This is a genomic window from Paraburkholderia aspalathi, from assembly GCF_905220735.1.
Classification (GTDB): Bacteria; Pseudomonadota; Gammaproteobacteria; order Burkholderiales; family Burkholderiaceae; genus Paraburkholderia; species Paraburkholderia aspalathi.
Genome location: NZ_CAJNBA010000004.1, coordinates 780,584 through 804,747, shown reverse-complemented (window position 1 = coordinate 804,747; position 24,164 = coordinate 780,584). Strand labels below are relative to the sequence as shown.

Annotated in this window: 23 protein-coding genes; 10 read left to right on the top strand and 13 right to left on the bottom strand. The window is 61.2% G+C overall.

What is annotated here, in order from left to right:
• Positions 1–24 precede the first annotated feature (24 nt).
• Positions 25–594 (top strand): TetR/AcrR family transcriptional regulator, encoded by a 570-nt coding sequence (locus KHO30_RS26365; protein WP_200619640.1) that lies wholly within the window; start codon positions 25–27, stop codon positions 592–594.
• A gap of 16 nt (positions 595–610) precedes the next feature.
• Positions 611–1,498 carry an SDR family NAD(P)-dependent oxidoreductase gene (locus tag KHO30_RS26360; RefSeq protein WP_244864136.1) on the top strand — a complete coding sequence of 296 codons (888 nt, stop codon included), beginning with the start codon at positions 611–613 and terminating at the stop codon, positions 1,496–1,498.
• Between the two features lie 70 nt (positions 1,499–1,568).
• Here the strand turns inward: KHO30_RS26360 and KHO30_RS26355 are convergent, their stop codons facing one another.
• Both KHO30_RS26355 and KHO30_RS26350 read right to left on the bottom strand, forming a co-directional pair.
• The gene (locus KHO30_RS26355; protein ID WP_093632826.1) at positions 1,569–1,898 is read right to left on the bottom strand and encodes a 4Fe-4S dicluster domain-containing protein; all 330 of its coding nucleotides are present in this window, start codon (positions 1,896–1,898) and stop codon (positions 1,569–1,571) included.
• Entirely contained in the window at positions 1,895–3,541 is a 1,647-nt protein-coding gene (locus KHO30_RS26350) for an FAD-dependent oxidoreductase (protein WP_211702786.1), read from the bottom strand. Before KHO30_RS26350 ends, KHO30_RS26355 begins: the two co-directional genes overlap by 4 nt.
• A 215-nt stretch (positions 3,542–3,756) precedes the next feature.
• Here KHO30_RS26350 and KHO30_RS26345 point away from each other — a divergent pair, with 215 nt between their 5' ends.
• Positions 3,757–4,602, top strand: a complete 846-nt coding sequence (locus KHO30_RS26345; RefSeq protein WP_211702785.1) for a Crp/Fnr family transcriptional regulator — start codon at positions 3,757–3,759, stop codon at positions 4,600–4,602.
• 149 nt (positions 4,603–4,751) lie between these two features.
• On the opposite strand, the gene KHO30_RS26340 is transcribed toward KHO30_RS26345, so the two are convergent.
• The 4 genes from KHO30_RS26340 to katG all read right to left on the bottom strand — a co-directional run bounded on the left by KHO30_RS26340 (position 4,752) and on the right by katG (position 11,393).
• Positions 4,752–6,062: an MFS transporter gene (locus tag KHO30_RS26340; protein ID WP_244864135.1), complete on the bottom strand. Its 1,311-nt coding sequence runs from the start codon at positions 6,060–6,062 to the stop codon at positions 4,752–4,754.
• Between the two features lie 182 nt (positions 6,063–6,244).
• Positions 6,245–7,780, bottom strand: coding sequence for an aldehyde dehydrogenase family protein (locus tag KHO30_RS26335; RefSeq protein WP_342345974.1), 1,536 nt, complete (start codon positions 7,778–7,780; stop codon positions 6,245–6,247).
• On the bottom strand, positions 7,740–8,711 hold the full coding sequence (locus tag KHO30_RS26330) for an amidohydrolase family protein (protein ID WP_093632831.1): 972 nt from the start codon (positions 8,709–8,711) through the stop codon (positions 7,740–7,742). Before KHO30_RS26330 ends, KHO30_RS26335 begins: the two co-directional genes overlap by 41 nt.
• Before the next feature lie 432 nt (positions 8,712–9,143).
• Complete coding sequence (gene katG / locus KHO30_RS26325) at positions 9,144–11,393, bottom strand: catalase/peroxidase HPI (protein WP_093632832.1); 2,250 nt, start codon at positions 11,391–11,393, stop codon at positions 9,144–9,146.
• Between the two features lie 526 nt (positions 11,394–11,919).
• Between katG and KHO30_RS26320 the strand changes: the two genes are divergently transcribed.
• Both KHO30_RS26320 and KHO30_RS26315 read left to right on the top strand, forming a co-directional pair.
• Complete coding sequence (locus KHO30_RS26320) at positions 11,920–12,222, top strand: ArsR/SmtB family transcription factor (RefSeq protein WP_093632833.1); 303 nt, start codon at positions 11,920–11,922, stop codon at positions 12,220–12,222.
• 94 nt (positions 12,223–12,316) lie between these two features.
• Positions 12,317–13,378: an alkene reductase gene (locus tag KHO30_RS26315; RefSeq protein ID WP_211702784.1), complete on the top strand. Its 1,062-nt coding sequence runs from the start codon at positions 12,317–12,319 to the stop codon at positions 13,376–13,378.
• A gap of 20 nt (positions 13,379–13,398) precedes the next feature.
• Here KHO30_RS26315 and KHO30_RS26310 read toward each other — a convergent pair whose 3' ends face one another.
• Positions 13,399–13,926: a GNAT family N-acetyltransferase gene (locus KHO30_RS26310; RefSeq protein ID WP_200619648.1), complete on the bottom strand. Its 528-nt coding sequence runs from the start codon at positions 13,924–13,926 to the stop codon at positions 13,399–13,401.
• Positions 13,927–14,061: 135 nt separating this feature from the next.
• Between KHO30_RS26310 and KHO30_RS26305 the strand changes: the two genes are divergently transcribed.
• Both KHO30_RS26305 and KHO30_RS26300 read left to right on the top strand, forming a co-directional pair.
• Entirely contained in the window at positions 14,062–14,709 is a 648-nt protein-coding gene (locus KHO30_RS26305) for a VTT domain-containing protein (protein ID WP_054039163.1), read from the top strand.
• Between the two features lie 64 nt (positions 14,710–14,773).
• Positions 14,774–15,385 carry a LysE family translocator gene (locus KHO30_RS26300; protein WP_093632837.1) on the top strand — a complete coding sequence of 204 codons (612 nt, stop codon included), beginning with the start codon at positions 14,774–14,776 and terminating at the stop codon, positions 15,383–15,385.
• A 28-nt stretch (positions 15,386–15,413) separates the two neighbouring features.
• Here KHO30_RS26300 and KHO30_RS26295 read toward each other — a convergent pair whose 3' ends face one another.
• The 5 genes from KHO30_RS26295 to KHO30_RS26275 all read right to left on the bottom strand — a co-directional run bounded on the left by KHO30_RS26295 (position 15,414) and on the right by KHO30_RS26275 (position 19,604).
• On the bottom strand, positions 15,414–15,920 hold the full coding sequence (locus KHO30_RS26295) for an SRPBCC family protein (protein ID WP_211702783.1): 507 nt from the start codon (positions 15,918–15,920) through the stop codon (positions 15,414–15,416).
• Positions 15,917–16,255: an ArsR/SmtB family transcription factor gene (locus tag KHO30_RS26290; RefSeq protein ID WP_211702782.1), complete on the bottom strand. Its 339-nt coding sequence runs from the start codon at positions 16,253–16,255 to the stop codon at positions 15,917–15,919. Before KHO30_RS26290 ends, KHO30_RS26295 begins: the two co-directional genes overlap by 4 nt.
• 3 nt (positions 16,256–16,258) lie before the next feature.
• Positions 16,259–16,720 (bottom strand): VOC family protein, encoded by a 462-nt coding sequence (locus tag KHO30_RS26285; protein ID WP_093632840.1) that lies wholly within the window; start codon positions 16,718–16,720, stop codon positions 16,259–16,261.
• Positions 16,721–16,853: 133 nt separating this feature from the next.
• Entirely contained in the window at positions 16,854–18,605 is a 1,752-nt protein-coding gene (locus KHO30_RS26280; RefSeq protein WP_211702781.1) for an IlvD/Edd family dehydratase, read from the bottom strand.
• Positions 18,606–18,653: 48 nt separating this feature from the next.
• A complete protein-coding gene (locus KHO30_RS26275) occupies positions 18,654–19,604 on the bottom strand; it encodes a GlxA family transcriptional regulator (protein WP_093632842.1) in 951 nt (316 codons plus the stop codon).
• A gap of 204 nt (positions 19,605–19,808) precedes the next feature.
• Here KHO30_RS26275 and KHO30_RS26270 point away from each other — a divergent pair, with 204 nt between their 5' ends.
• From KHO30_RS26270 to KHO30_RS26260, 3 genes are read left to right on the top strand one after another with little or no spacing between them, the layout of a single operon-like run.
• Positions 19,809–21,116 (top strand): epoxide hydrolase family protein, encoded by a 1,308-nt coding sequence (locus KHO30_RS26270; RefSeq protein ID WP_211702780.1) that lies wholly within the window; start codon positions 19,809–19,811, stop codon positions 21,114–21,116.
• A 50-nt stretch (positions 21,117–21,166) separates the two neighbouring features.
• Positions 21,167–21,910 (top strand): SDR family oxidoreductase, encoded by a 744-nt coding sequence (locus KHO30_RS26265; protein WP_211702779.1) that lies wholly within the window; start codon positions 21,167–21,169, stop codon positions 21,908–21,910.
• A gap of 41 nt (positions 21,911–21,951) precedes the next feature.
• Positions 21,952–23,001, top strand: coding sequence for an alpha/beta fold hydrolase (locus tag KHO30_RS26260; RefSeq protein ID WP_211702844.1), 1,050 nt, complete (start codon positions 21,952–21,954; stop codon positions 22,999–23,001).
• 134 nt (positions 23,002–23,135) lie between these two features.
• Here KHO30_RS26260 and KHO30_RS26255 read toward each other — a convergent pair whose 3' ends face one another.
• Complete coding sequence (locus KHO30_RS26255) at positions 23,136–24,047, bottom strand: NAD(P)-dependent oxidoreductase (RefSeq protein WP_211702778.1); 912 nt, start codon at positions 24,045–24,047, stop codon at positions 23,136–23,138.
• Positions 24,048–24,164: the final 117 nt, after the last annotated feature.

The following is a 24,164-nucleotide window of genomic DNA, read 5'->3' as shown; positions in this document are numbered from 1 at the left end:
CTCTATTTTTTCTTCAGACATACGATGGCACGTCCTTTGAGTCCGGAAAAACGCGGCGCCCTGCTGCTGTCCGCAACGCAGACCGTTGCTGAACAGGGCGTGCTGGCCACCACGGCGGGCATCGCCAAGCGCGCCGGCGTGGCCGAAGGCACCCTGTTCACCTACTTCGAGAACAAGGACGCGCTGTTCCAGGAACTCTACCTGCACCTGAAGCAGGATCTGGCCAGATCCGTGATGCCGGACTATCCACACGAGGCGGGCTATCGCCAGCGCATGCAGCACGTCTTCGAGCGCTATGTGAATTGGGGGCTGGCCAATGCGGCTGGGCGCTCCGCTCTCTCGCGGCTTTCGGCTTCCGGCCACATACTCGACGACACACGGGCACAGGGAATGGGACCGTTTCTGGCGATATCCCAGATGATGGAGGACGCCGTGCGCGACGGTGTGCTGGTTGATGCCTCGATCGCATTTCTTTCGTCCATAATCGAGCACATCGCCGACACGACGATCGAGTACGTCGACAAGCACCCCGAGAGCGCCGAACGTCACCTGCAACTCGGCTTCCATGTCGCCTGGCGGGCAATTACGGTTTAAAAATTTTCGACCATTATTGAGCGCGTACGCGCTCATTATTCGTAAGGAGGACGGTATCATGGCAAATCAGAAGTGGTTCATTACCGGCGCGTCCGGCGGTCTCGGGCTCGCCCTCACGGAAAAAGTACTGGCCCAAGGGCATCCTGTGGTTGCAGCCGTGCGGCGTGTCGAAGCGATGCAGGCGCTGAAGCAGGCCCATCCGGATCTGCTCCAGGTGGAGTCGGTTGATCTCGCCGATCACGAACAGGTTCGGGCCGCCGCAGCGCGCCATTCCGATGTCGACGTGGTGGTCAACAACGCGGGCGGCGCCGTGATCGGCGCGATGGAGGAAATGAGCGAGGCCGATATCGAGCAGCAGATTGCGCTCAATCTGCTGGCGCCTATCCACGTCACGCGCGCCTTCCTCGGCGCGCTGCGCGCCAGGAAACGCGGCACGTTCATCCATGTCACCAGCGTCGGCGGACGTGCGGCCTTCCCCGGAGGCGCGCTGTACCACGCCGCGAAGTTCGGTCTGGAAGGTTTTGCCGAAGCGGTGAGCCAGGAAATCGCCGAGTTCGGTATCAAGACCATCATCATCGAACCAGGCTCCATGAGGACCGACTTCGTGGCCAATATCCGCTGGACCGCAGAACTCGATGAATACAAGGACAGCGTGGTTGGCAAGCTGCGCCGCTGGATCGCGGAAAACGGCGACGCATACGCTTCGGGCGCCCCCGTGAAAATGGCCGACGCCATCTATACGGTCAGCCAGATGCCGGAGCCGCCGCTGCGCACTGTCCTCGGCGGCGATGCCTATTCGGTGCTGGAAGCCGGCTACGCCGGGAGTCTGGCCAAGCTGCAGGCGCAAAAGGACATCGCAGAGTCCGTGATGTTCGAGGGCAAGGCCGGCTTCGTGCCCGGGTGAGCGGTGCCGCTATCCCTTTGATGAGGGGTACGGCGTTTCGTCGAAGCTATGGCATTGCTGCCGTCGTTCATCAACGGATAGGCGTCAGTAGTGCGTAGCTTGCGTCGAGTGCGGCGGTAGGATTGCGCCCAGGACCCCAGCCGAGTGCTTCGCGATAGCTGCCGAGACGCGCACCGTGAGGAAGACGTGCTTCGTCCACCATGACGGAGGCATCGGCCTGCGGCGCGACGAACAGCGCATCCGCCGGACAGTACAGCTCGCACATGAAGCAGGTCTGACAGTCGTCCTGCCTCGCGATCCGCGGGATGCCACCCTCCACCGCCTCGAACACATTCGTGGGACACGCGCGCACGCAGATATTGCATCCCGTGCAGCGCGATTCGCTCAAAATTTCAATCATGCATGGGCTCCTTGATGTTCAGTTGGCGCCAATCCCGTGTCTACCTCCTTGCTGCGGACCCATACGTCGTCGAGGCCTCCACTGATCAACCTGTGACGCTGCCCGACATCGATCGACTTATATTCCGCGCGTCGATGCATGCCGCGCGTCTCGGTACGTACCTGCGCGCTGCGATACATCCAGCGCGCGGTCGCAACCATCGCCGCCGCCTCTCGCGCACGCACGGCCTCGTGTGCGCCGCGTGCCGGCGCGCTGGCGCGCAAGCTCGCCCACAGTGTGTCGAGGCGGCCCAGCGAATCGTCCAGCAGGTCCCCGCTGCGCGTCCAGTTACGCTCATACGGGAACACCTCGTCTTGCACGGCCTTCACGACGCTCGCGCTGTCAAAAGCCAAGTTGTGCGATGTGTCGCGCAAACCGACATCGCCCGCGCAATAGAGTCTGCCGGTCCCGGCGCGACGCTTCGCGAGCGAGTGGTCAGCGGCACCGGCGCCCGCCCAGAAACCCGACGACATCGCCCATGCTGCGTTATGGCTGCCGCCTCCGGTGAACCCGCCGCAAATCATCTCGCGTGTCGCGGCGTCGCCTGACGCATAGAGACCTTCCACCGACGTCGAACAGTCGCGACCCGTGACGTGCAGGCCACCGGTTCCGCGAACCGTCCCCTCTAACCTTAGCGTTACCGGGAAGTGCTGGGTGAAGGGATCGATGCCCAGCCGGTCGAAAGGTACGAAGAAGTTCGGTTGCGCCGTGCGCATCCACGCGCGAACCTGTTCGTCGGCGCGATCGAGGCACGCGAACACGCGGCGCGTCTGCAGCTCACGCGCGATGATGCTGCGCCCGAATGCCGAGCCCGCTCCCTCGAGCTTCACGCCCTGTTCGTCGTAGAACGTCGCCCACTTGTAGAAGAGCGATTTGGTGACCGAAGCGAATGCCGGACCAAGCCCATAAGCATTCGAGAACTCCATGCCGGACATCTCCGCGCCTACTTCCGCGGCCATCAGGTGGCCGTCGCCCGTCAGCACATTGCAGCCGAGCGCACGGCTCTGAAACGCGCAGCCGCCCGTCGCAATCACCACGGCCTTCGCGCGCACGACCCACGTGTCCCCGCTCTGGCGCTGCACGCCGCGCGCGCCGGCAACCGCGCCGCCTCCATCCACGAGTAATTCGAGGGCTGGGCTGTGATCGAGGATGCTTGCACCGCTCTCCTTCACGCGCTTGCGCATCAGCCGCATATAATCCGGCCCCTGTAGCGATGTGCGCTGCTCCTCGCCATTTTCGTCGACGGGAAATGGATAGCCCCATTCCGCAAGTTGGTGGACGTTCACCCAGGTTTGCTCAAGCACACGATCCATCCATTCGTGTTCCGCAAGCTGGCCTCCCAGATCAAAACGGCTCTGTTTCGCCCGCTCGCGCGTATCGCTCTGCGGCGAGACATACCAGATCGCGGTGCCTGACGGCGCCGTCGCGCCCGATGTCCCGCAGAAGCCCTTGTCCGCGAGCACGACCTTCGCCCCCCTCGCAGCAGCGCCAATCGCGGCCCAGGTGCCGGCCGGACCACCACCGATGACCAGCACATCGACATCATGACGCGTAGCTGCGGTTGCATCGTCCAGCGCGCCGCCGCTCACAATCGGTTGACTCATGTAAATCTTCTCCCATTAGGGCGAGGTCCAGATGGCTCGCGTTCCGACGTCCCGCCGGCTGGCATCCGGCGCTTACAAGAAAAACGTTCCTAAAGCGACCCTGCATCCATGCCGCGATACACGTTTATCGTTTATCGTTAATCGCTCGAGACATTTCGTTCGCACAGCTCGCGTTTATCGATACTCGATTCAAACCTCTTGAACCGGACTGCCGCATGCAAGGTGCACCGCAAAACCTTTCCCCTGTCGACCGCGCTGAAGATATCTCCGCCAAAGCAGCGGCAAATCTGCCATTGCAGTCGAGCGGCCGCGATCTGTCACGTAAGCAGCGGGAAATCATATGGACTGCGTTCCGTAACCATGAGGCCCTGAGCGCGTGGCCCGAAGCTGTCCTCGACGCCCTCGTCGAAGCTGGCTCTCTGCGCACGTATGCAGATGGCGAGCTGATCTATCTCGCCAACGATCCCTGCACCGATATCCACATCATTCTTTCCGGCATGCTCGAATGGGGATGGCCAAGCACTCAGGGCATCCGGGCCGTCGAGACGTTCATCCCACCAGGCGAGCTGGCCAACCTCACCGCGGTGATGACCGATCAGCGCTCCATTCACAACCAGCGGGCGCGCGGACTCACCCGGCTTTTCCACATTCCCGCCGATGCGTTGAACGCCGCACTCGAACGCGAACCGACCCTCACCGCAAGCCTGCTCCGGCTACTCGCCACGCGTGCACACCACCTTCACGACTGCCTCGGCAATCTTGGTTTGATGTCGTTTCGCGCGCGCCTCGCGGGCCATTTACTTGCGCTCGGCAAACGCTACGGCCACACCGATAACAATGGCGTGACGCTCGGCATCCGTCTGTCGCAGGAGGATCTGGCTGCACTGCTCATGGCCTCGCGCCAGCACGTCAACAAGGAACTGCGCTGGTTCATAGACCGGCAACTCGTGCGCATCCGGTACGGTCGAATCACCTTGGTCGATACCGCCGAACTCGAGTCCATTGTCAGGCAGCCCCCCGCCCATTCGATTGAACCGTTCGAGCCGCACCGCTCCGTTTGAGCAAACGCACGCGATCGTTACCGGTACGACCTGTCGCCGTCGTATTCGAACGATGACGGGGTCATTATCCAGGCTGACCGATTGGGTAATCTGTCGTTGACACGACAGTGCTTTGCTGTTTTTCTTTTATCTAAATCTGTCGCAGCACATTAGCACTCAACGCAATCGATCCGATTTTTCGCCGAAGCACGGCTAAGAAGAATAAGCATCAGACACGATGCCATCGCGGGCACTGCGGCCGCGACAAACAGCGCGGTATTCGACCATTGCAGCCTGATCAGTTGTCCGGCCACTACAGGACCGATAATTGAACCCGCCCGGCCGATTCCCAGACTCCAGCCAACCCCGGTGGCCCGCAACGAGGTGGGATAGAGCGTCGCGGTCAAAGCGGTGACCGCCGGCTGCCCACCGACGATACAGATTCCGCTTATCAGCACGACGGCATAGCGCAGCCCCGTCGATAGATCGGGGAGACCGACAGATGCCACTGAAAATGTCGCCACCAGAAAACTGAGCGCCAGCACACGATAGAAGCCGAAACGATCCATCAACGGGCCCAGCAGCAGCGCACCCACCGTACCGCCGATCTGCAACGAGGTGCCGATGAGCACAGCCGTCGCCACCCCATGACCAACTCGTAAGGAAAGCATCGGAAGCCAATTCGACAGGAAAAAGAGATCAAGCAGATTCGCGAAGTTGATCCCCCATAGCAACAACGTCATCGTGCCGCGGCCGTGGCGAAACAGCTCGCCAACGGAGGCCTTCGCTTGCGGCTGCCCGCGAACGGCGAAGCGGGTCCCGGGCGCGAACTGGACGCTCGGCGCAATTCGCCCGAGCCACTGAACCACCTTTTCCAGGCTGCGCTGTTTGACCACCAGCAGTTGGAGTGACTCGGGCAGATACCGGGCCATCGGGACGGCAATGAGCAGGGGCAATACGCCCCCAACGAAGAAGACCGATCTCCAGCCCATCGACGGAAGCAAGGCTGCGCAGAGAAGTCCTCCAGCAATGGCCCCACCCGTGAAGCCACACGAGACCCAGGTCATCAGCGATGCCCGATATTTCTGCGGACTGTATTCGCTGACCAGCGCGATAGCGTTACCCATCACGCCGCCGATACCGAAACCGGTCAGGAACCGAAGGACGAGAAACTCCGGCACGCTCTGAACCAGGGTGGTACCGAGCATGCATAGCCCATAGAAAATGGTCGCGCCGATGAGCACCGGCCGACGCCCCGCACGATCGGCCATGGCGCCGAGAACGATCGAGCCCGCGAGCATCCCCAGCAAGCCGGCGCCGAAAATCGGGCCGAGCTCGGCCGGGCTGATGCCCCACGCACGGACAATCGCAGGCGCGACAAAACCCATTGTCTGCACATCGAACCCATCCATCACCACTGAGCAACCGATCATCACCATGATCCATTTCTGGAAGGTGCTCAGTGGCTGGCTATCGATCAACGCGCCAATGTCGACGATCGAAGCAGGCGCCTTTTTGACTCGCTGCACAGTATCGGGGGTCACGCTTCACCTCGCTCCGTTTGCGCATGAAATCGTGCGCCAATGGGTCACTGCTGTCTTCTCGACGTTGCCGGGCGACGCGACTCCGTGCGCGTATGCGGCTAGCCCGGCACAACAGCTTTCTAGAACGGATAAGCCGGAAGTTCGTCGCGGCTCGTCACCCACTGCCATTCCGTAAACTGGTCGATGTTGGTCAGCGTGCTGTAGTTATGCCCGTTGCCTGACAAACCCAGACCGCCCATCGGACCAAACACCTCGTGCATGACCGTCTGATCATTGATGTGGACGATGCCCGCATGCAGCCGGTCCGCAATCCGTTGGGCGCGACGCAAATCCGAACAAGCCACTGCCGCGACCAGGCCATACCGGTTCTGATTGGCGAGCGTTACCGCCTCGTCATCGTTCTTGAACACGGTCACCGCGGCGACGGGACCGAAAATCTCTTCCTCGAACGCGGGCATCCCAGGCGCGACGTCTACCAAAACGGTCGGGTTAAAAAACAGTCCGTCGCGAGTCCCACCGGCGAGAAGCTTCGCGCCCTTGCTCACAGACTCAGCAACGATGCGATCGACGTTTTCAGCCTGCCGTTCATTGATGATAGGACCGAGATGGACATTGCCCTTGAAAGGATCGCCAACCGATAGCGCTTTGGCGCGTCTGACGAGGCTTTCAATGTAGGCGTCGGCAATACGTTCGTGAACGAGATGCCGGCCCGCGGACATGCAGACTTGCCCTTGATGCAAAAACGATCCCCACGCTCCCGCGCTCGCCGCAGCTTCGACATTGACATCATCAAGCACGATGTAGGGATTCTTGCCGCCGAGTTCGAGGCTCGCTCGCTTGAGCAAGCCGCCTGCTACTGCGCCGATCGCTTGCCCTACCCGTGTGGATCCCGTGAAGCTGATCATGTTGACAAGCGGATCCCGGACCAGCGCATCACCGGTTTCCGCTGCACCGGGAAGAACATGGAACAATCCCTCGGGCAGCCCCGCTGCCTCGAATAGCCGCGCATACAACACGCCGCCGCTAACCGGCGATTGAGGGTCGGGCTTGAGCAGCACTGCATTGCCGGTGGCCAACGCCGGAGCGATGGCGCGCGCCGCTAGAATGAACGGAGAATTCCATGGAGTAATAACGCCGACCACGCCCATTGGAATTCTGCGCGCTACGCTATGCCGCTCCTTAACGTCGCTTGTCGTGATCATCCCGGTTGGCTGGCTGCCCAAGGCCGCCGCTTCGAGAATCTCGCGTATCGCCAGCTTCACCTCCAGTTGCCCCTTTGGCCGTATCGACCCGGTCTCGCGGACAATCTGGACGGCGATCTCCTCTTTGTGAACCTCCAGCAAACGGGCGACCTCGCGCAACACATCCCCTCGCTGAGGCCCTGGCGTCGCGGCCCAGGCGCGTTGCGCTTCAGTCGCGATCGCGGCAGCGGCGGATACGTCGGCAGCCGATGCGCAACCAATCGATCCCATTTCCGCGCCGGTCGCCTTCTCGGTCACCGGGATCGTACCCGCGCCTCCGGTCTTCCATCCGCCGCTATAGATTCTGTTACGCCACACATCTGCTGGCGCCAATTGAGTCAATACGGACATTCGATTTCTCCTATTCCTCGCATCATTCAAGACCGAACAAACGCTGTGCGTTTTCCCGTCCAATCTTCACGCGATCCGTTTCGCTGATCGAGCATGTGTCGAACCACTGGGACGCCTCGTCATGCGTTTCGAACGGATAGTCGACCGAGTACATGATCCGGTCGCTGCCCATTTCAAGCATCGTGGACAGCAGCGTCTGGGTTCTGAAATTCCCGCTCGTCGTGACGTAGACATTCTCCCTGAGGTATTCGCCCACGCTACGCTTGCAGGGCAATCCCCGTGGCGCCTTTTGAAGAATGTGGTCGACGCGCCAGATGTTGAACGGAATCCCCTCGCCGAGATGGCCAAGAATCATCTGCAACTCAGGATTGCGGTCGAAAAGACCTGACGTCATCAGTCGCAGTGCGTGAGTACTCGTCTCAACCGCGAACGCCCAGGTCGCGGCGGTCAACCACGGAAAGCCATCGTAGATCGGTTCACGGGACGGCAACGGATCGCGAGGATGCATATAGAAAGGCTTGCCGAGCGCCGCCGCGCTCGACCAGAAATCGGTGTACTGCGGGGCATCGTAGTACACGACATTTTCCGCATCACCCACCTGGGAAAAGCCGTTCACCATGAAGCCATGGAATCCGAGATCCTTCACGCTTCGCTCGAGTTCACGTGCCGCCGCTTCGGGGTCCTGCATAGGCAACGCGGCAAATCCACCCAAACGGGTTGGATGGCGGCCAACATGTTCTGCGAGGACATCATTGGCTCGTCGCGCGACATCGATCGCCTGCTTGATGTCCGGGATACCCTGAATGCCCGGCGAGTTGAGCGACAAGATTGAATACTCGGTTCCGCCCTGCTCCATCCGCTCGAGTCTCTGCTGCTCGATGTCCATCAGATTGGACTTCAGCATTTCCCAAACGGGCGCAGGCGCATAAATCTTCGACTGTTCGATAGTGAGGTCTATCGCAAAGTGTTCCTCAAGTGCAATCTTGTTTCTCATTGATCGGCTCCAATTCAAGGCATCGCAACCTCATCTGCAAAGGCGAGATGAGGTGCATCACACGGGTTTGTCCCAGAGGTTAATTTATTTGATTTTTCAAATATGTTGGGACCGAGTGTACTTGATTTTTCAAATATATGTGCACCGCGTAAACCCTGAATCGACCGACTGACACCCGCAAGCAATCCACGGTCGGGTCGCGGACCAACGTAGGCCGCTACGAAGGCTAAGGGAGGGGAAATACGATCATGCAGGCTGACGCAATGACGCGAATATTCGAGTCATTCAGGCTGCACGGTATGGCATGGACAAAAAAAAACGGTGCGGCTCCGATATAACCGGAGTCGCACCGCGACATGCAGAATTACCTTCGCAAGCTGAGGCAAGGTTCCATCAGGGTTGCAGCAACCCTGACGGAACCCGCACACCTGCTCAGGCGAGGTCGAAGCGGTCGAGGTTCATCACCTTGACCCACGCAGCAACAAAGTCGCGAACGAATTTCGCCTGCCCGTCCTCGCTTGCATAGACTTCGGACAGCGCCCGCAACTGAGCGTGCGAACCAAACACCAGATCGACACGGCTACCGGTCCACTTCACCTCACCGGTCTTGCGGTCGCGCCCTTCGAACACGTCCCGGGAGACCGGTTTCCATTCCGTACCCATGTCGAGCAGGTTGACGAAAAAGTCGTTGGTCAGCGTTTCCGGCCGCTTGGTGAAGACACCATGCGAATCCTGCCCGCTCTGGACCTTCAGGGCGCGCAAGCCGCCGATGAGTGCCGTCATCTCGGGTGCAGTTAGCGTCAACAATTGCGCCTTGTCGATCAGCAACGCCTCAGCCGGGACACTGTACTTGCCCTTCAGATAGTTGCGGAAACCATCGGCAACGGGTTCAAGCGCGCCAACGGACTCCACGTCGGTCTGATCCTGCGACGCGTCCGCGCGTCCCGGCGCAAACGGCACGGTCACCTGATGGCCGCCGTTTTTCGCGGCCTGCTCGATGCCGGCGCTACCGGCCAGCACGATCAGGTCGGCCAGCGACACCTTCTTGCCGGACTGTGCGCCGTTGAACTCGCTCTGGATCCCTTCGAGGACCTTCAGTACCTTCGCCAGCTGCTCGGGCTGGTTGACCGCCCAGTCTTTCTGCGGAGCGAGGCGAATGCGCGCACCGTTGGCGCCGCCGCGCTTGTCCGAGCCGCGGAACGTGGATGCTGACGCCCAGGCCGTCGACACCAGTTGCGAAACGGACAGCCCTGACGCCAGAATCTTCTGCTTGAGCGAGGCGACGTCCTGATCGTTCACCAGAGCGTGGTCGACTGCCGGAATCGGATCCTGCCAGATCAGTTCTTCAGCAGGCACTTCCGGTCCAAGATAGCGGACGCGCGGTCCCATGTCGCGGTGAGTGAGCTTGAACCATGCACGGGCGAAGGCATCGGCGAGCTGGTCTGGATTCGCTAGGAAGCGCCGCGAAATCTTCTCGTAGGCGGGATCGAAGCGCAGCGAGAGGTCGGTGGTGAGCATCGTCGGCCGCTGCTTCTTCGAGGCATCGAAAGCGTGCGGAATCGTTTCGCCGGCATCCTTGGCGACCCACTGGTTGGCGCCGGCGGGGCTCTTGGTCAGTTCCCATTCGTACTTGAACAGGTTCTCGAAGAAGCCGTTGCCCCACTTCGTCGGCGTGGTGGTCCAGGTGACTTCCAGTCCGCTGGAGATCGCGTCGGCGCCCTTGCCGGTGCCGAAGCTGCTCTTCCAGCCCAGCCCCTGGTTCTCGAGGTCTGCAGCCTCGGGTACCGGACCCACATTGTCGGCAGGACCGGCGCCGTGCGTCTTGCCAAAGCTGTGGCCACCGGCGATCAGCGCGACCGTTTCCTCGTCGTTCATGGCCATGCGAGCGAAGGTCTCACGGATGTCATGTGCCGCGGCGAGCGGGTCAGGATTGCCGTCGGGACCTTCCGGGTTGACATAGATCAGGCCCATCTGCACGGCGCCCAGCGGGTTTTCCAGGTTGCGCCCGTTGTCGTCGCGGCTGACTTCGCTGCCGTGCAGTGCTGGATCGGCCACGATCACGCCTTCGCCCTCATTGCCGGCAGCGCCCTTGCCGTAGCGGACATCGCCGCCCAGCCAAGTCTTTTCGTTGCCCCAGTAGACGTCCAGGTCCGGCTCCCAGGTGTCGGCGCGACCGCCACCGAAGCCGAAGGTCTTGAAACCCATGGTTTCGAGCGCGACGTTGCCGGTCAGGATCAGCAGATCGGCCCAGGAAATTTTCTGACCGTACTTCTGCTTGATCGGCCACAGCAGGCGGCGAGCTTTATCGAGGCTGACGTTGTCCGGCCAGCTATTGAGCGGCGCGAAACGCTGCTGGCCACGCCCGGCGCCACCGCGGCCGTCGCCGATGCGGTACGTGCCGGCACTGTGCCAGGCCATGCGGATGAAGAATGGACCATAGTGGCCGAAGTCTGCCGGCCACCATTCCTGCGAGTCGGTCATCAGTGCCGCAAGATCCTTCTTCACCGCGGCGAGATCGAGGCTCTTGAACGCCTCGGCATAGTTGAAGCCGCTGTCCAGCGGGTCCGACTTGCTGGAGTGTTGGCTAAGCAGATCCACCCGCAGCTGCTTTGGCCACCAGTCACGGTTGGTCGTGCCACCTCCGGCAGCATGATTGAACGGGCACTTTGCATCGTTAGACATGCACTATCTCCTTGGGGAATATACCCACTACCAGTTCTTCCACGGCGTCTGGCTTCTACGGTGCATCGCCGAACCAGTGCCGTCGGGCGGTCGGGGAATCACATGATGGACTCTTTTTGATGTACTGGCACTGTCACCCGGCGCGCATAGTCTTCGTCCGATGATGGACGTCGTGGCGTGTATTGGACCAGGATGGGTCCGCGTCGGCAGGCCTACTGCACATAAAAATATATGTGAGAGCGGCCATCAACAGAATGCGATTTTCGCAATGCTATTGATAGATCGTAACTATAACGTGACAGATGCCTTACATATTTGCCGTCATGTGCGCCGTCCCGCGCCGTAGGAAGTGCAGGCTTATTTGTGCGCCGACATCTATCGACCCCATAGCGAGTAGTGGCTTCAAGCATATCGTCAAATTCCGATATATGATTCGTCTTGTAGCGATGCAGATGCATGGCCGCTAGCGTGTGCCACGCCTGCTTGTTGTTGACGATCTGAAGTTGATGCCCTGAAACCGACCCACATGACGCTCGATATCGACGCGATTCACAAAGCGCTCGCCAACCCTGTACGGCGGGAGATTCTCGGCTGGCTGCGCGAGCCGTATGCGCATTTCTCCGACCAGGAGCTCCCGCTCGACCACGGCGTGTGCGCGGGCAAGATCGACGCGCACTGCGGCCTGTCGCAGTCCACCGTGTCGGCGCACCTTGCCGCGTTGCAGCGCGCCGGTCTCGTTACGTCGAAGCGGGTCGGTCAATGGGTGTTTTTCAAACGCAATGAGGCAGTCATTCAAGCCTTTCTCGAGCACATGAACAGCCAGCTCTGAGCGCTTCATCCGCATCGCCGCGTTTTTTCGCTTATTTCATCATGCAGTTTTTTTAAGGCCGGGGCCACGCGCCCGCCACCTAAGGTGAACTCATATGCCGACTCTTTTTGACCCGCTCCAGATTGGCGACATCACGTTGTCGAACCGCATCATCATGGCGCCGCTCACGCGCCAACGCGCTGAAGAAATCCGCGTACCGAACGCGCTGATGGCGAAGTACTACTCCGAACGCGCCACGGCAGGCCTGATCATCAGCGAAGCCACGTCCGTTACGCCGCAAGGCGTCGGTTACGCCGACACCCCGGGTATCTGGTCGCAGGAGCAGGTGGAAGGCTGGAAGATCGTCACGAACGCCGTGCATGCAGCCGGCGGCAAGATTTTCCTGCAGTTGTGGCACGTCGGCCGTATTTCGGACCCGCTGTTCCTCAATGGCGAACTGCCGGTTGCGCCTAGCGCCATCCCGGCTCAAGGCCACGTGAGCCTGGTGCGTCCGGAGCGTCCGTATGTGACGCCGCGCGCACTCGAACTCGACGAAATCGCCGGCGTGGTCGAAGCGTTCCGCAAGGGCGCCGAAAACGCGAAAGCAGCAGGTTTCGACGGTGTGGAAGTGCACGGCGCGAACGGCTATCTGCTCGACCAGTTCCTGCAGGACAGCACCAACAAGCGTACCGACGCCTACGGCGGCCCGGTCGAAAACCGCGCCCGCCTGCTGCTCGAAATCACTGACGCCTGTATCGACGTCTGGGGTGCGAACCGTGTCGGCGTGCACCTCGCACCGCGTCGCGACTCGCACAACATGGGCGATTCGGATCCGGCAGCCACATTCGGTTACGTGGCACGCGAACTCGGCAAGCGCAAGATCGCGTTCATCGCCGCCCGCGAAGCACTCGGCGACGACCGCCTCGGCCCGCAACTGAAGAAGGCATTCGGCGGCCCGTACGTCGCGAACGAAAAGTTCACCAAGGAAACCGCGCAGCACGTACTCGACGCGGGTGAAGCGGACGCGGTGGCGTGGGGTCAACTGTTCATCGCGAATCCGGATCTGGTGCGCCGCTTCGAGACGAATGCGCCGCTGAACAAGCCGAATCCGGCAACGTACTATGCACGTGGCGAAACTGGCTACGTGGATTATCCGACGCTGGAAGCAGTGGAATAAGGCGTTCGGTTCATGCGGCGTTACGCAAGGTCACGCCGCATGAACACGCGTTTCGATTCGTCGAGTCCGCGCGCGATGTGCGCATCGCGCCGCGCGATCAGTGCCGCATCCAGATCGGCCTCCTCGATATCGCGAAAGCCGAGCCGCCGATAGTACGGTGCGTTCCACGGCACCTCGCGAAACGTCGACAAAATGAGTTGCGTGATCTGTTGCGCACGCGCGAGTTGTGCGACCTGCTCGATCAGCGCCGCGCCAATGCGTTGCCCGGCATGCGAACTCAGCACATCAAGTTCCTGAACATAGAAGCGCGCGGGCTGCGGCTCGAACATCACAAAACCCACACACGTCTCATCAGCTTCCACGGCAACGATGATCTGCTGCGCGTCGATCTTGCGGCGAACAAGTTCCAGCTCCATCGGCGGTGCATCGGCGATACCCGTCATGCCGACGCTGACAAAGCGCTGGCCGGCCTCGAATTCGATCATACGGATAGCATCCGCATCGTGCGGCGCGGCAAAGCGGAACGTGAGGCTGGAAGTGTGTTGCATAGGGGTTTCTTAAATTTGTTCGGGCGCGATTCTGGAAATCACACCCCGATATTGACATCCGCACCGAGAAATAAACAAGTGCCCATGCCGCGACGGGACTAAAATCCCGAACACCCAAATCCCTTTCGAACCACGATGGATCTCATGCATGTGCTGCAGGTCGCCCTGCACTTCGACCAGCACCTGAGCGGTTTGATCGTGCAATACGGCACAGCCGTCTACGCGATGCTGTTCCTCGTCGTGTTCGTCGAAATCGGTTTCCTGCCGCTATTCTTTTTGCCTGGCGATCCGCTGATCTTCATCTGCGGCGGTCTCGCCGCGACAGGCGCGCTGAACGTCTGGCTCGTGATCCCCGTGCTGTTCGCCGCAACGGTGGCCGGTAGCATCGTCGACTATGCGATCGGCCGCGCCATCGGCGAAAAAGTCTATACCGCCGACTACCGTTGGCTTGACAAGAACGCACTGCGTAAAGCGCACGCGTTTTACGAAGCACGCGGCGGCCTGACCTTTCTGCTGTCGCCGTTCATTGCCGTCGTGCGCACGTTCGCGCCGTTCGTCGCCGGTGTTTCGCGCATGACGTTTGCACGTTTCGTGTCGTTCGTCACCGCCGGCGCGGCGCTGTGGATCGTGTCGCTGGTGGCGGCCGGTTATCTGTTCGGCAACGTGCCACTGGTACGCGATCATATGAGTTCGATCGTGCTGCTGGGCGTCTCGCTCGGTGTCGGATCGCTGCTGGTGAGCGCCGTGTGGCGCTTCGTCAACCGAAGGTTGCGCGCTCATTAAACCGGAGGTTGCACGCACACTGAGCCGATGGTTGCGCGCGCACTGAATTTTGTGGAGGGACGTGATGTCGCTATCTGCTTTGCTCGTCTTCGCGCTGGCGCTGATCATCGCCGCCGGCACGCCCGGTCCTAGCATCGCCGCGCTGGTCGCGCGCGTGCTGACCAACGGCTTTCGCGACGTCTTGCCGTTTCTCGCAGCGATGTGGCTCGGCGAAGCATTGTGGCTCACCTGCGCGGTGGCCGGCCTTGCGGTGATCGCCCGCAGCTTCGGCATGGTGTTCATCGTGCTGAAATTTGTCGGCGTCGCCTATCTGCTGTTCCTTGCCTGGAAGATGTGGCGCGCACCGGCCGACGTGCAAGGCAGCGACCTGCCGAGCGGCCAGTCGCCGTGGCGCATGTTCATCGCCGGCCTGCTGGTGACGCTCGGCAATCCGAAGATCATGATGTTCTACCTCGCGTTGCTGCCGACCATCATCGATCTGTCGCGCATCGGCACCGTCGCCTGGTTCGAACTCACGCTCACCATGCTGATCGTACTGATGGCCGTCGACTTCGGCTGGGCGCTGCTCGCCACACGTGCGCGCAAATTGCTGAACACGCGCCGCGCGGTGAAGTTCACCAACCGCGCCAGCGCTACGGTCATGGCCGGTGTTGCCGCCGCGATCGCCACGCGCTGACGAGAACGTACGACGCACGCGCAGCCATTCAGCCCGGCGGCGCAGCCGATTGCACTTCAGTCCGTAGCGAAGCCAGCAACACCTGCCACCATTCGCCATGCCGCAACAGAAACACGCGCTCGGGGAAATGGTGGCGTGCGACATGCTCCTGCGGCACCGTATCCCAGCCGCGATGCTCCACCGTCACGCGTGTTTCGTCGCCCACCGCTTCGAAACGCACTTCGACCTGAGTGTGCTGCGCGTCGGTGAAACTGGCCTGACGCCAGCCGAATGCCAAACGCTCGCCCGGCTCCCAGGCCGTCACGCGGCCGATCTCGAACACGCTGCCGTCCGGCTGCGTTTCGATCAGACGGCCGTGCTCTCCGGGCGTGTGAGGCGCCGCAGCCTGCTCGAACGACAACACACCCGCGCCTTGCGGCGTGAACTGAAACAGGCCATTCGGACGCCACCATCTGCCGATCTCACGCGTAAACACTTCGAACGCGCGCTTCGGCGTTGCCGCGACCCGTAGCGACACCTGCACGCGAGAACTCATTCCTGCTGCTCCAGATGCGCCTTGAACGACAGCAATTGCTCGGACCATAAGGCTTCGGTCTGTTCGAGCCATGCCTTCAACTCGTTCATTGGCGCCGACCTCAGCACGTAGAGACGCACGCGCGCATCGACGCCGTCGTGCGATTCCTCGATCAGTTCGCTCGAGCGCAGCACACGCAAATGCCGGCTCATTGCCTGCGGCGAGAGACCGGTTGCTTGCGCGAGTTCACCCGCGCGCATCGGTTGCTGGCTGAGCAGTTCGACCACCTGACGCCGATTCGGGTCGGCCAGTGCAGCCAGAGTGCGGTCGAGCGAGACGCTGGCATGCAGTCCCATCGCTTATACCCACCCTTCGATTTTCAGGCCGCTCACGCGCTCGGCTTCCTCGCGCGACACCTCACGAACCGTCTGGCCGAAGCTCCAGACATGCCCTTCCGGATCGCGCGCCGCATAGACGCGGTCGCCATAGAACTGATCCGCCGGCTCGCGCGTGATCACAGCGCCTGCGGCACGCGCACGAGCGCAATGTTCATCGATCCCTTCGCGCAGTTGCACGTGTACCGACTGTGTATTCTTGCCGCCGATCGAAGCCGGGCTCGCAGCGTCTTCCGACCATTCGCGGCAGATCATCACGTAGCTGTCGCCGAAACGCATCTCCGAGTGGCCCAACTGACCGTCGCTATCCGTGACCACCAGTTGACGCTCGAAGCCGAACGCATTCTCGAGCCAGTCGAGCGCGGCAAACGGGTCCTTGTAGTACACCGACGCGCCCAGCGAAGGACGATGAAACGGTTCGTTCATGATTGCCTCCTTTTATAAACCTTTCGGTTGATATTTAACACTATAGTTAAACAAATCGAAAAGGCAAGGATGGCGTATTCGTACTGGTGACTCTTCCCAAATGAAATCTGGATCGCGGTGCCGCACGCAACCGCTATCCCTTCGGCGTTGTGTCGTGAATCCTCGCGGCGCGCAAGAAATCGAAATCGACGCCTTTATCGGCCTGCAGCACCGTATCGAGGAACAGTTTCCGATACCCGCGTTCGGCCGTCGGCACGTCTACGGGTGCAGCGGCCTCGCGGCGCGCGAGCTTGGAGTCCGACACGAGCAGCGTGATTTCACGCGCTGCTACGCTGAGCCGGATACGATCGCCGTTCTGAACATAGGCCAGCGGCCCACCAACGGCCGCCTCAGGCGTCACGTGCAACACGATGGTGCCGAAGGCCGTGCCACTCATGCGCCCGTCGGAAATGCGCACCATGTCCTTGACGCCGGCACGCGCCAGCTTTTTCGGAATCGGAATATAACCGGCCTCTGGCATTCCCGGCGCGCCTTTCGGTCCGATGTTTTTCAGCACCAGAATATCGTCGGCTGTGACGTCGAGGTCGTCCGAGTCGATGCGCTCGGCCATGTCCTGACCGTTCTCGAACACCACGGCGCGCCCCTCGTGCTGCATGAGTCTGGCATCGGCAGCGGATTGCTTGATGATCGCGCCGCCAGGTGCGAGGTTGCCATGCAAGACGGCAATGCCGCCTTGCGGATAGATCGGATCGGCGATTGTCCGCACCACGTCCTGTTCAAAGCCGGGACCGGCCAGTTCGATCTCTTCGCCCAAGGTACGCCCGGTGACAGTCATCGCGTCGAGCTTGAGCAGCGGCCTGAGTTCACGCAGCAAGGTCGCCATGCCCCCGGCGTGGTGGAAGTCTTCCATGTAGTGCTGACCGGACGGTTTCAGGTCCAGCAACACCGGCGTTTCGCGGCCCATGCGATCCAGCGCCTTCAGATCGACATCCAGTCCCATGCGTCCCGCAATCGCGGTCAGGTGCACGATGCCATTGGTCGAGCCACCGATCGCCAGTAACACGCGGATGGCGTTCTCGAATGCATCGGCGGTCAGAATCTTGTCGATCGTGAGGCCGCTGCGCGCCATGCGCACTGCCTGGGCGCCGGTCTCTTCTGCGATGCGGATACGATCGGCCGTCACGGCCGGCGGCGATGCGCCGCCCGGAACGGTCATCCCCAGTGCTTCGGCCACGCAAGCCATGGTGCTGGCCGTGCCCATCACCGAACAGGTGCCGACGCTGGCCACCAGTTGGTTGTTCACCGCGGCAATTTCCGCGCTATCGATTTCGTCCGCGCGGAATTTGCCCCAGTAGCGACGGCAATCGGTGCACGCACCCACGCGCTCGCCGCGGTGCGAGCCAGTCAGCATGGAGCCCGTGATCAACTGGATGGCGGGAATATTAGCCGATGCCGCGCCCATCAACTGCGCCGGCACAGTCTTGTCGCAGCCCCCGATCAGCACAACCGCGTCCATCGGCTGGGCGCGGATCATCTCCTCGGTATCCATCGACATCAGGTTGCGCAGGTACATGCTGGTGGGCTGCGAAAAACTCTCATGGATGGAAATGGTCGGAAAATCCATCGGCAAGCCGCCGGCCAGCATCACGCCGCGCTTGACTGCCTCGATCAGTTGCGGTGCGTTGCCGTGGCACGGGTTGTAAGCGCTGCCGGTGTTGCAGATGCCGACTACCGGTCGATCCAGTGCTTCATCGGTATAGCCCGCCCCCTTGATGAAAGCTTTGCGCAAAAACAGGGAGAAGCCGCTGTCGCCATAGTTGGTGAGACCTTTGCGGATCCCGGTGGCCGGTGCGTCGAGCGAGTCTTCTGGTTTGGTCTTGGACATTGAGAAACCCGGTATAGGGTGACACGTGAACGTAGGGACGAGACGATCTCACGGTGCGCCCGTCGCCGTGCGTGCGTGGCGACGAAATGCTTGCGGCGGTTGCCCGAACACACGCAGGAACACTTCCCGCATTCTCCTTGGATCGGAGAACCCGGTCGCGCTGGCGACCTGATCGATCGTGTGCCGGCTCTCCTCGAGCATCAAGCGTGCAGTTTCAATGCGCAGCCGCTCGACGGCCTTTGCAGGAGTCTGCCCTGTCTCCGCACGAAACGCGCGGCTAAATTGACGCGGACTCAACCGCGCGACATCCGCCAATTGCTCGACCGAAAGGGGCTCGTTGAGATTCTTTTTCGCATACGTCAGCGCGGATTGAATGCGATCGGACTTGGGCTCGAGTTCGAGCAGCGCTGAGTGCTGCGACTGTCCGCCGCTACGCCAATGATAGACAACAAGCTTTCGCGCGACCGACCGCGCGACCTTGGCACCAAGGTCCTTCTCCACCAACGCGAGTGCGAGATCGATGCCCGCCGTCATGCCGGCCGAGGTCCAGATCGGCCCGTCCGCAATGAAAATCCGATCCTCGTCCACCGTAACAGAGGGAAAGCGGGTGCGCAGATCGTGCGCATAGTGCCAGTGCGTGGTTGCGCGGCGGCCATCCAGCAAGCCAGCCTCCGCGAGCACGAACGCACCCGTGCACATCGAGGCGGTGCGCCGCGCGGTCTCGGCGCTGCGACGCACGTATGCGAGCACACCTGGCGGCGGCACGACGGTGATGGGGTTGCTTCCGGCGAAGATGACCGTATCGAAGACGCGATCGTCGATCGCCTCGGTCAAGACCGTCAGACCGCTCGAAGCGCGCACCAGACCGCCCGCTTCGGAAACGTTGAGTGTCTGATAGAACGGTTCACCGGCCGCCACGTTTGCGAACTCGAACACGGATTCCGCAACGAGCGCCATGGAATAGAAGCCGTCGAACACCACAAACGCAACTGTCGGCACGGCTGCCTCCTGAAAGGACACGTCCTGAAAACGTAGTTTATACGTCCTTTGAGCCATCAACAATTGACCGTATAAATATCGGTAAGGAGCACGGATCGCGTTACGCGGACGCGCTGTTCGCATACCGTGTCGGCTGCGACACGATCTCGTTGGCCTTCGATTTGATCAGATTTATATCTTCCATTTAATTAGGCATACGTAAATATGTTTTCCATTTCATCCTTGCGTCGACTGGCGTTCGGCTCGTTGAGGGCACGCGCGTTTAGCCTCAGCTTTCTTACTGCGGCCGCTTTTGCACCACCTGTCTTTGCTGCTGTCGAATTGCCCGTACCGGCATCGACTGGCGATACGGCGATCCGCCCGTTCCACGCTCATTTTTCCGATGCCCAACTCGCCGATCTGCGCAAACGCATCGCGGCGACTCGCTGGCCGGACAAGGAGACGGTTGACGACCGAGCGCAAGGCGCGCAACTCGCGAAGCTGAAAGAGCTCGTGAACTACTGGCGCACGGACTACGACTGGCGCAAGGCCGAGGCGAAGCTCAATGCCCTGCCGCAATACGTCACCACAATCGATGGAGTCGATATTCACTTCATCTGGGTGCGCTCACGCAATCCGAACGCGCTGCCGATGATCATGACCCATGGCTGGCCCGGCTCGGTATTCGAGGAACTGAAAGTCATCGGGCCGCTCACCGATCCAGTCGCCTATGGCGGACGCGCGGAAGATTCGTTCGACCTGGTCCTGCCTTCGATGCCCGGGTACGGGTTCTCAGGCAAACCCAATGGCACTGGGTGGACGCCTGACCATATCGCCCGCGCCTGGGAGGAACTGATGCGCCGCCTCGGCTACCAGCACTATGTCGCGCAGGGCGGCGACTGGGGCTCCGTGATCGCCGACAAAATGGCCGCCCAGAAACCACCCGGACTGCTCGGCATTCACGTCAACATGCCGGCGACAGTACCGCCGGACGTTGCGAAATCGCTGAAAGCGGGTGACCCACCGCCGGCCGGCCTCTCCGACAAGGAGAAAGCCGCCTACAGGTCGCTCGATAACCTCTATACGCGCGGCGGCGGTTACGCAGCGATGATGGTCACGCGTCCACAGACAGTGGGTTATGCACTCGCGGATTCTCCGGTCGGCCAGGCCGCATGGATGTACGACAAATTTGCGGACTGGACTTATAGCGGCGGCGATCCCGAACGCTCGCTGACCAAGGACGAGATGCTCGACGACATCACGCTGTACTGGCTGACCAACACGTCTACGTCCGCGGCGCAGCTCTACTGGGAAAACAATGCGAACAACTTCAACGCCGTCGATATCTCAATCCCTGCGGCAGTGACGGTGTTCCCCGGCGAGATCTATCAGGCGCCTCGTAGCTGGACCGAACGCAGCTACCACAAGCTCATCTACTTCAATGAAGTGAACAAGGGCGGCCACTTCGCGGCCTGGGAACAGCCACAACTTTTCTCGGAAGAACTCAGGGCCTCTTTCAAGTCCTTGCGTTGAATGACGCGAATCCATTCACGCATGAAAACCATTTATCTCAAGAGCAATCGATGAAGACGACTGGCAACACCATTTTCATTACCGGCGGCGGCTCTGGCATTGGCCGCGGTCTCGCCGAAGCATTCCATCGACTCGGCAATCAGGTCATCATTTCCGGACGGCGTCGCGCGAATCTCGACGAAACGATCGCAGCCAACTCCGGCATGCAGGCGATCGAACTCGACATCACCGACCCGAAGAACATCATTTCGGTTGCCGAGGAACTCGTTGCCGGATGGCCATCGCTGAACGTGCTGATCAACAATGCAGGTGTGATGCACGTCGACGATCTCGGCGCACCAGTTGACGAAACGCTGCTCACGTCGACGCTGAGCACCAATCTGATGGGTCCGATACGGATGACGGGCGCGCTTGTCGAACACCTGAAACAGCAGGACGACTCGACGATCATCAATGTCTCGTCAGTTCTAGGTTTCGTGCCGATGGCAATGGCCGGTGTCTATTCGTCGACCAAGGCGGCCATTCATTCCTACACGCAATCGCTGCGTTACGTGCTCAAAGATACATCCGTACGCGTGGTTGAAATCGCGCCACCCTGGGTTCAGACGGACTTGCTGAACAGTAAGAACGAACCGCGAGCCATGCCGCTCGCCCCGTATATCGAACAGACCATGCGCGAACTCAGCACCGATGCAATCGAGGCACTGGTCGAGGCAGCGCGACCGATGCGCAACAACGTCGGTCCGAATGAATCGGCGTTCGTAACGCAGTTCAACGACAAGTTCAAAAGCTGATTCACTGTTCGATAACCCTGATCATGAAGAGGAGACTTCCGGTGTCGAATGAGATGAACAGCCGTCGCCGACGCTTTCTTAGGACGGCTGCCCTCGGCGTCGGTGCCATGGAACTGTCCTTGAGCGGGTTGGCGCACTCGCAGTCCGCAGAAGGAGACGCGAATCCACGCGCAAACGCCGCAGCGTCGAAGGCATCGTTTGCCGGGATCAAGCAGATCGATGCCGGCGTACTGAACGTCGGCTATGCGGAGGTCGGCCCGGGCAACGGGCCAGTCGTGATCCTGCTCCACGGCTGGCCTTATGACATCCACAGCTTCACCGATGTCGCGCATCGGCTCGCCGCGGCGGGCCATAGGGTGATCGTCCCGTACCTGCGCGGCTATGGGACGACGCGGTTTCTTGCCAGCGAAACGGTCCGCAATGGCCAGCAGTCGGTGCTCGCCGTCGATGTCATCGCGCTGATGGATGCGCTGAAAATTCAGCAGGCGATCATCGGTGGATTCGACTGGGGCGCGCGCACGGCCAATGTCGTCGCAGCGCTCTGGCCGGAGCGCTGCAAGGCATTGGTCTCGGTGAGCGGCTATCTGATCGGCAGCCAGGCGGGCAACAAGGCGCCCTTGCCGCCGAAGGCGGAGCTCGCGTGGTGGTACCAGTTCTACTTCGCCACGGAGCGGGGTAAGCAGGGCTATGAAGCCAATCGGCAAGGCTTCGCGAAGCTCATCTGGCAACTTGCGTCGCCGAAATGGCGCTTCGACGACGCCACGTTCGAGCGATCCGCAAATGCCTTCCAGAACCCGGACCATGTTGCGATCGTGATCGACAACTACCGCTGGCGATTGAGTCTCTCAGATGGGGAGCCGCAGTATACCGATCTGGAAAGGCGTCTTGCGGCCGCACCAACCATCGCTGTGCCGACGATTACCCTTGAAGGCGACGCGAACGGCGCGCCTCATCCGGAGCCCACGGCATATGCGAAGAAATTCGTCAGCAGATATGCGCACCGCACCATCACCGGTGGAATCGGTCACAATCTGCCGCAAGAAGCCCCCAAGGCCTTTGCGGACGCTGTGATCGAGGTTGCCAGCTATTGAATGTCGCGGACGGCATCGCCGAAGGGCCAGGTCGCTCGACGGATTTGACGCCCGTGGCAGGCTCCGATTGGGTCCCGTTGGGGTGCGCTTTCGCTTGGCACGGCAACGCGCCGTGCCGGGACGCTCAAGCGGATTCAAGCAGACGCGCCCTTCGCACTCCCCCTCGCCTCGCTGCGCGCTTCGATCGCACGCACAACGGCCGCCATATCGGCTTGACCATGACCCAACTCAACGGTCTCGGTGTACAGATCAAAGCAGACATCCAGCAGCGGCGACGCAAGATTCGCATGGCGCGCCGCCTCAGCCGCAAGCCGGTTGTTCTTCAGCACGTCGACAATCGAGGCCTGCACCGTGAAATCTTCGTTCACGAGCTTGTCGACCTTCACGCGCGAAACGTTGCTCGCCATCGGGCCGGCGTCGAGCACGGCCTGAAATTGCTTCATGTCGAGCCCGTAGCTTCGCGCAAGATGCGCCGCCTCGGCAAGCGCGGTCACCATCGGAATCAGGAACGTGTTGATCGACAGTTTCATCAGAAGCCCCGCGGGCACCGCGCCGCAGATCACCGTCTCGTGGCACATCGGTTTGAGAAGTGGACGCACTTCTTCGACGGCCGCCAGTTCGCCCGCCAGCATCGCCACCAGTTGACCCGCTTCGGCCGGCTTGCGTGAGCCCGAGACGGGCGCCTCGACGTACTGCCCGCCTGCCGCGCGGATGTCGGCTTCGAGGCCGCGCGAATAGTCGGCCGATGTCGTGCCCATGTGCACGATGATGTGCTGTGCGACGTTCGTTGCGAAATCCGCGGTGTGGCGGCCGAGCACCGCGTCGAGCGCCGTATCGGTCGCCATCATCAGGATGACGATGCGGGCCTGCCGGAAGACCTCGCCGACGCTGTCCGCAACCTGCGCACCTGCGTCGCGCAACGCGGCGCAACGGTCCGGCGTGCGGTTCCACACGACCAGTGGGGTGCCGGCGCGCGCGAGGTTGAGCGCCATCGGCTGCCCCATCACGCCGAGACCGATGAATCCTGTTTTCATGGGAGTCTCCATTTCTTATCCGTTGCTTGTGGCCACGGTTCGGTGGATCGATCGAGCCGGGCGACGCCGCCCAGTCTATCCAAATTGCCGCGATCACGCCCGCACACCGAGGGGGGCGATTTTCATAAG

What these genes read in the sequence shown, in the direction of transcription:
- KHO30_RS26365 (WP_200619640.1), top strand. Translation starts at nt 25, where the DNA reads ATGGCACGTCCTTTGAGTCCGGAAAAACGCGGCGCCCTGCTGCTGTCC.
- KHO30_RS26355 (WP_093632826.1), bottom strand. Translation starts at nt 1,898, where the DNA reads ATGATTGAAATTTTGAGCGAATCGCGCTGCACGGGATGCAATATCTGC.
- KHO30_RS26350 (WP_211702786.1), bottom strand. Translation starts at nt 3,541, where the DNA reads ATGAGTCAACCGATTGTGAGCGGCGGCGCGCTGGACGATGCAACCGCA.
- KHO30_RS26345 (WP_211702785.1), top strand. Translation starts at nt 3,757, where the DNA reads ATGCAAGGTGCACCGCAAAACCTTTCCCCTGTCGACCGCGCTGAAGAT.
- KHO30_RS26330 (WP_093632831.1), bottom strand. Translation starts at nt 8,711, where the DNA reads ATGAGAAACAAGATTGCACTTGAGGAACACTTTGCGATAGACCTCACT.
- katG (WP_093632832.1), bottom strand. Translation starts at nt 11,393, where the DNA reads ATGTCTAACGATGCAAAGTGCCCGTTCAATCATGCTGCCGGAGGTGGC.
- KHO30_RS26320 (WP_093632833.1), top strand. Translation starts at nt 11,920, where the DNA reads ATGACGCTCGATATCGACGCGATTCACAAAGCGCTCGCCAACCCTGTA.
- KHO30_RS26315 (WP_211702784.1), top strand. Translation starts at nt 12,317, where the DNA reads ATGCCGACTCTTTTTGACCCGCTCCAGATTGGCGACATCACGTTGTCG.
- KHO30_RS26310 (WP_200619648.1), bottom strand. Translation starts at nt 13,926, where the DNA reads ATGCAACACACTTCCAGCCTCACGTTCCGCTTTGCCGCGCCGCACGAT.
- KHO30_RS26305 (WP_054039163.1), top strand. Translation starts at nt 14,062, where the DNA reads ATGGATCTCATGCATGTGCTGCAGGTCGCCCTGCACTTCGACCAGCAC.
- KHO30_RS26300 (WP_093632837.1), top strand. Translation starts at nt 14,774, where the DNA reads ATGTCGCTATCTGCTTTGCTCGTCTTCGCGCTGGCGCTGATCATCGCC.
- KHO30_RS26295 (WP_211702783.1), bottom strand. Translation starts at nt 15,920, where the DNA reads ATGAGTTCTCGCGTGCAGGTGTCGCTACGGGTCGCGGCAACGCCGAAG.
- KHO30_RS26290 (WP_211702782.1), bottom strand. Translation starts at nt 16,255, where the DNA reads ATGGGACTGCATGCCAGCGTCTCGCTCGACCGCACTCTGGCTGCACTG.
- KHO30_RS26285 (WP_093632840.1), bottom strand. Translation starts at nt 16,720, where the DNA reads ATGAACGAACCGTTTCATCGTCCTTCGCTGGGCGCGTCGGTGTACTAC.
- KHO30_RS26280 (WP_211702781.1), bottom strand. Translation starts at nt 18,605, where the DNA reads ATGTCCAAGACCAAACCAGAAGACTCGCTCGACGCACCGGCCACCGGG.
- KHO30_RS26270 (WP_211702780.1), top strand. Translation starts at nt 19,809, where the DNA reads ATGTTTTCCATTTCATCCTTGCGTCGACTGGCGTTCGGCTCGTTGAGG.
- KHO30_RS26265 (WP_211702779.1), top strand. Translation starts at nt 21,167, where the DNA reads ATGAAGACGACTGGCAACACCATTTTCATTACCGGCGGCGGCTCTGGC.
- KHO30_RS26255 (WP_211702778.1), bottom strand. Translation starts at nt 24,047, where the DNA reads ATGGAGACTCCCATGAAAACAGGATTCATCGGTCTCGGCGTGATGGGG.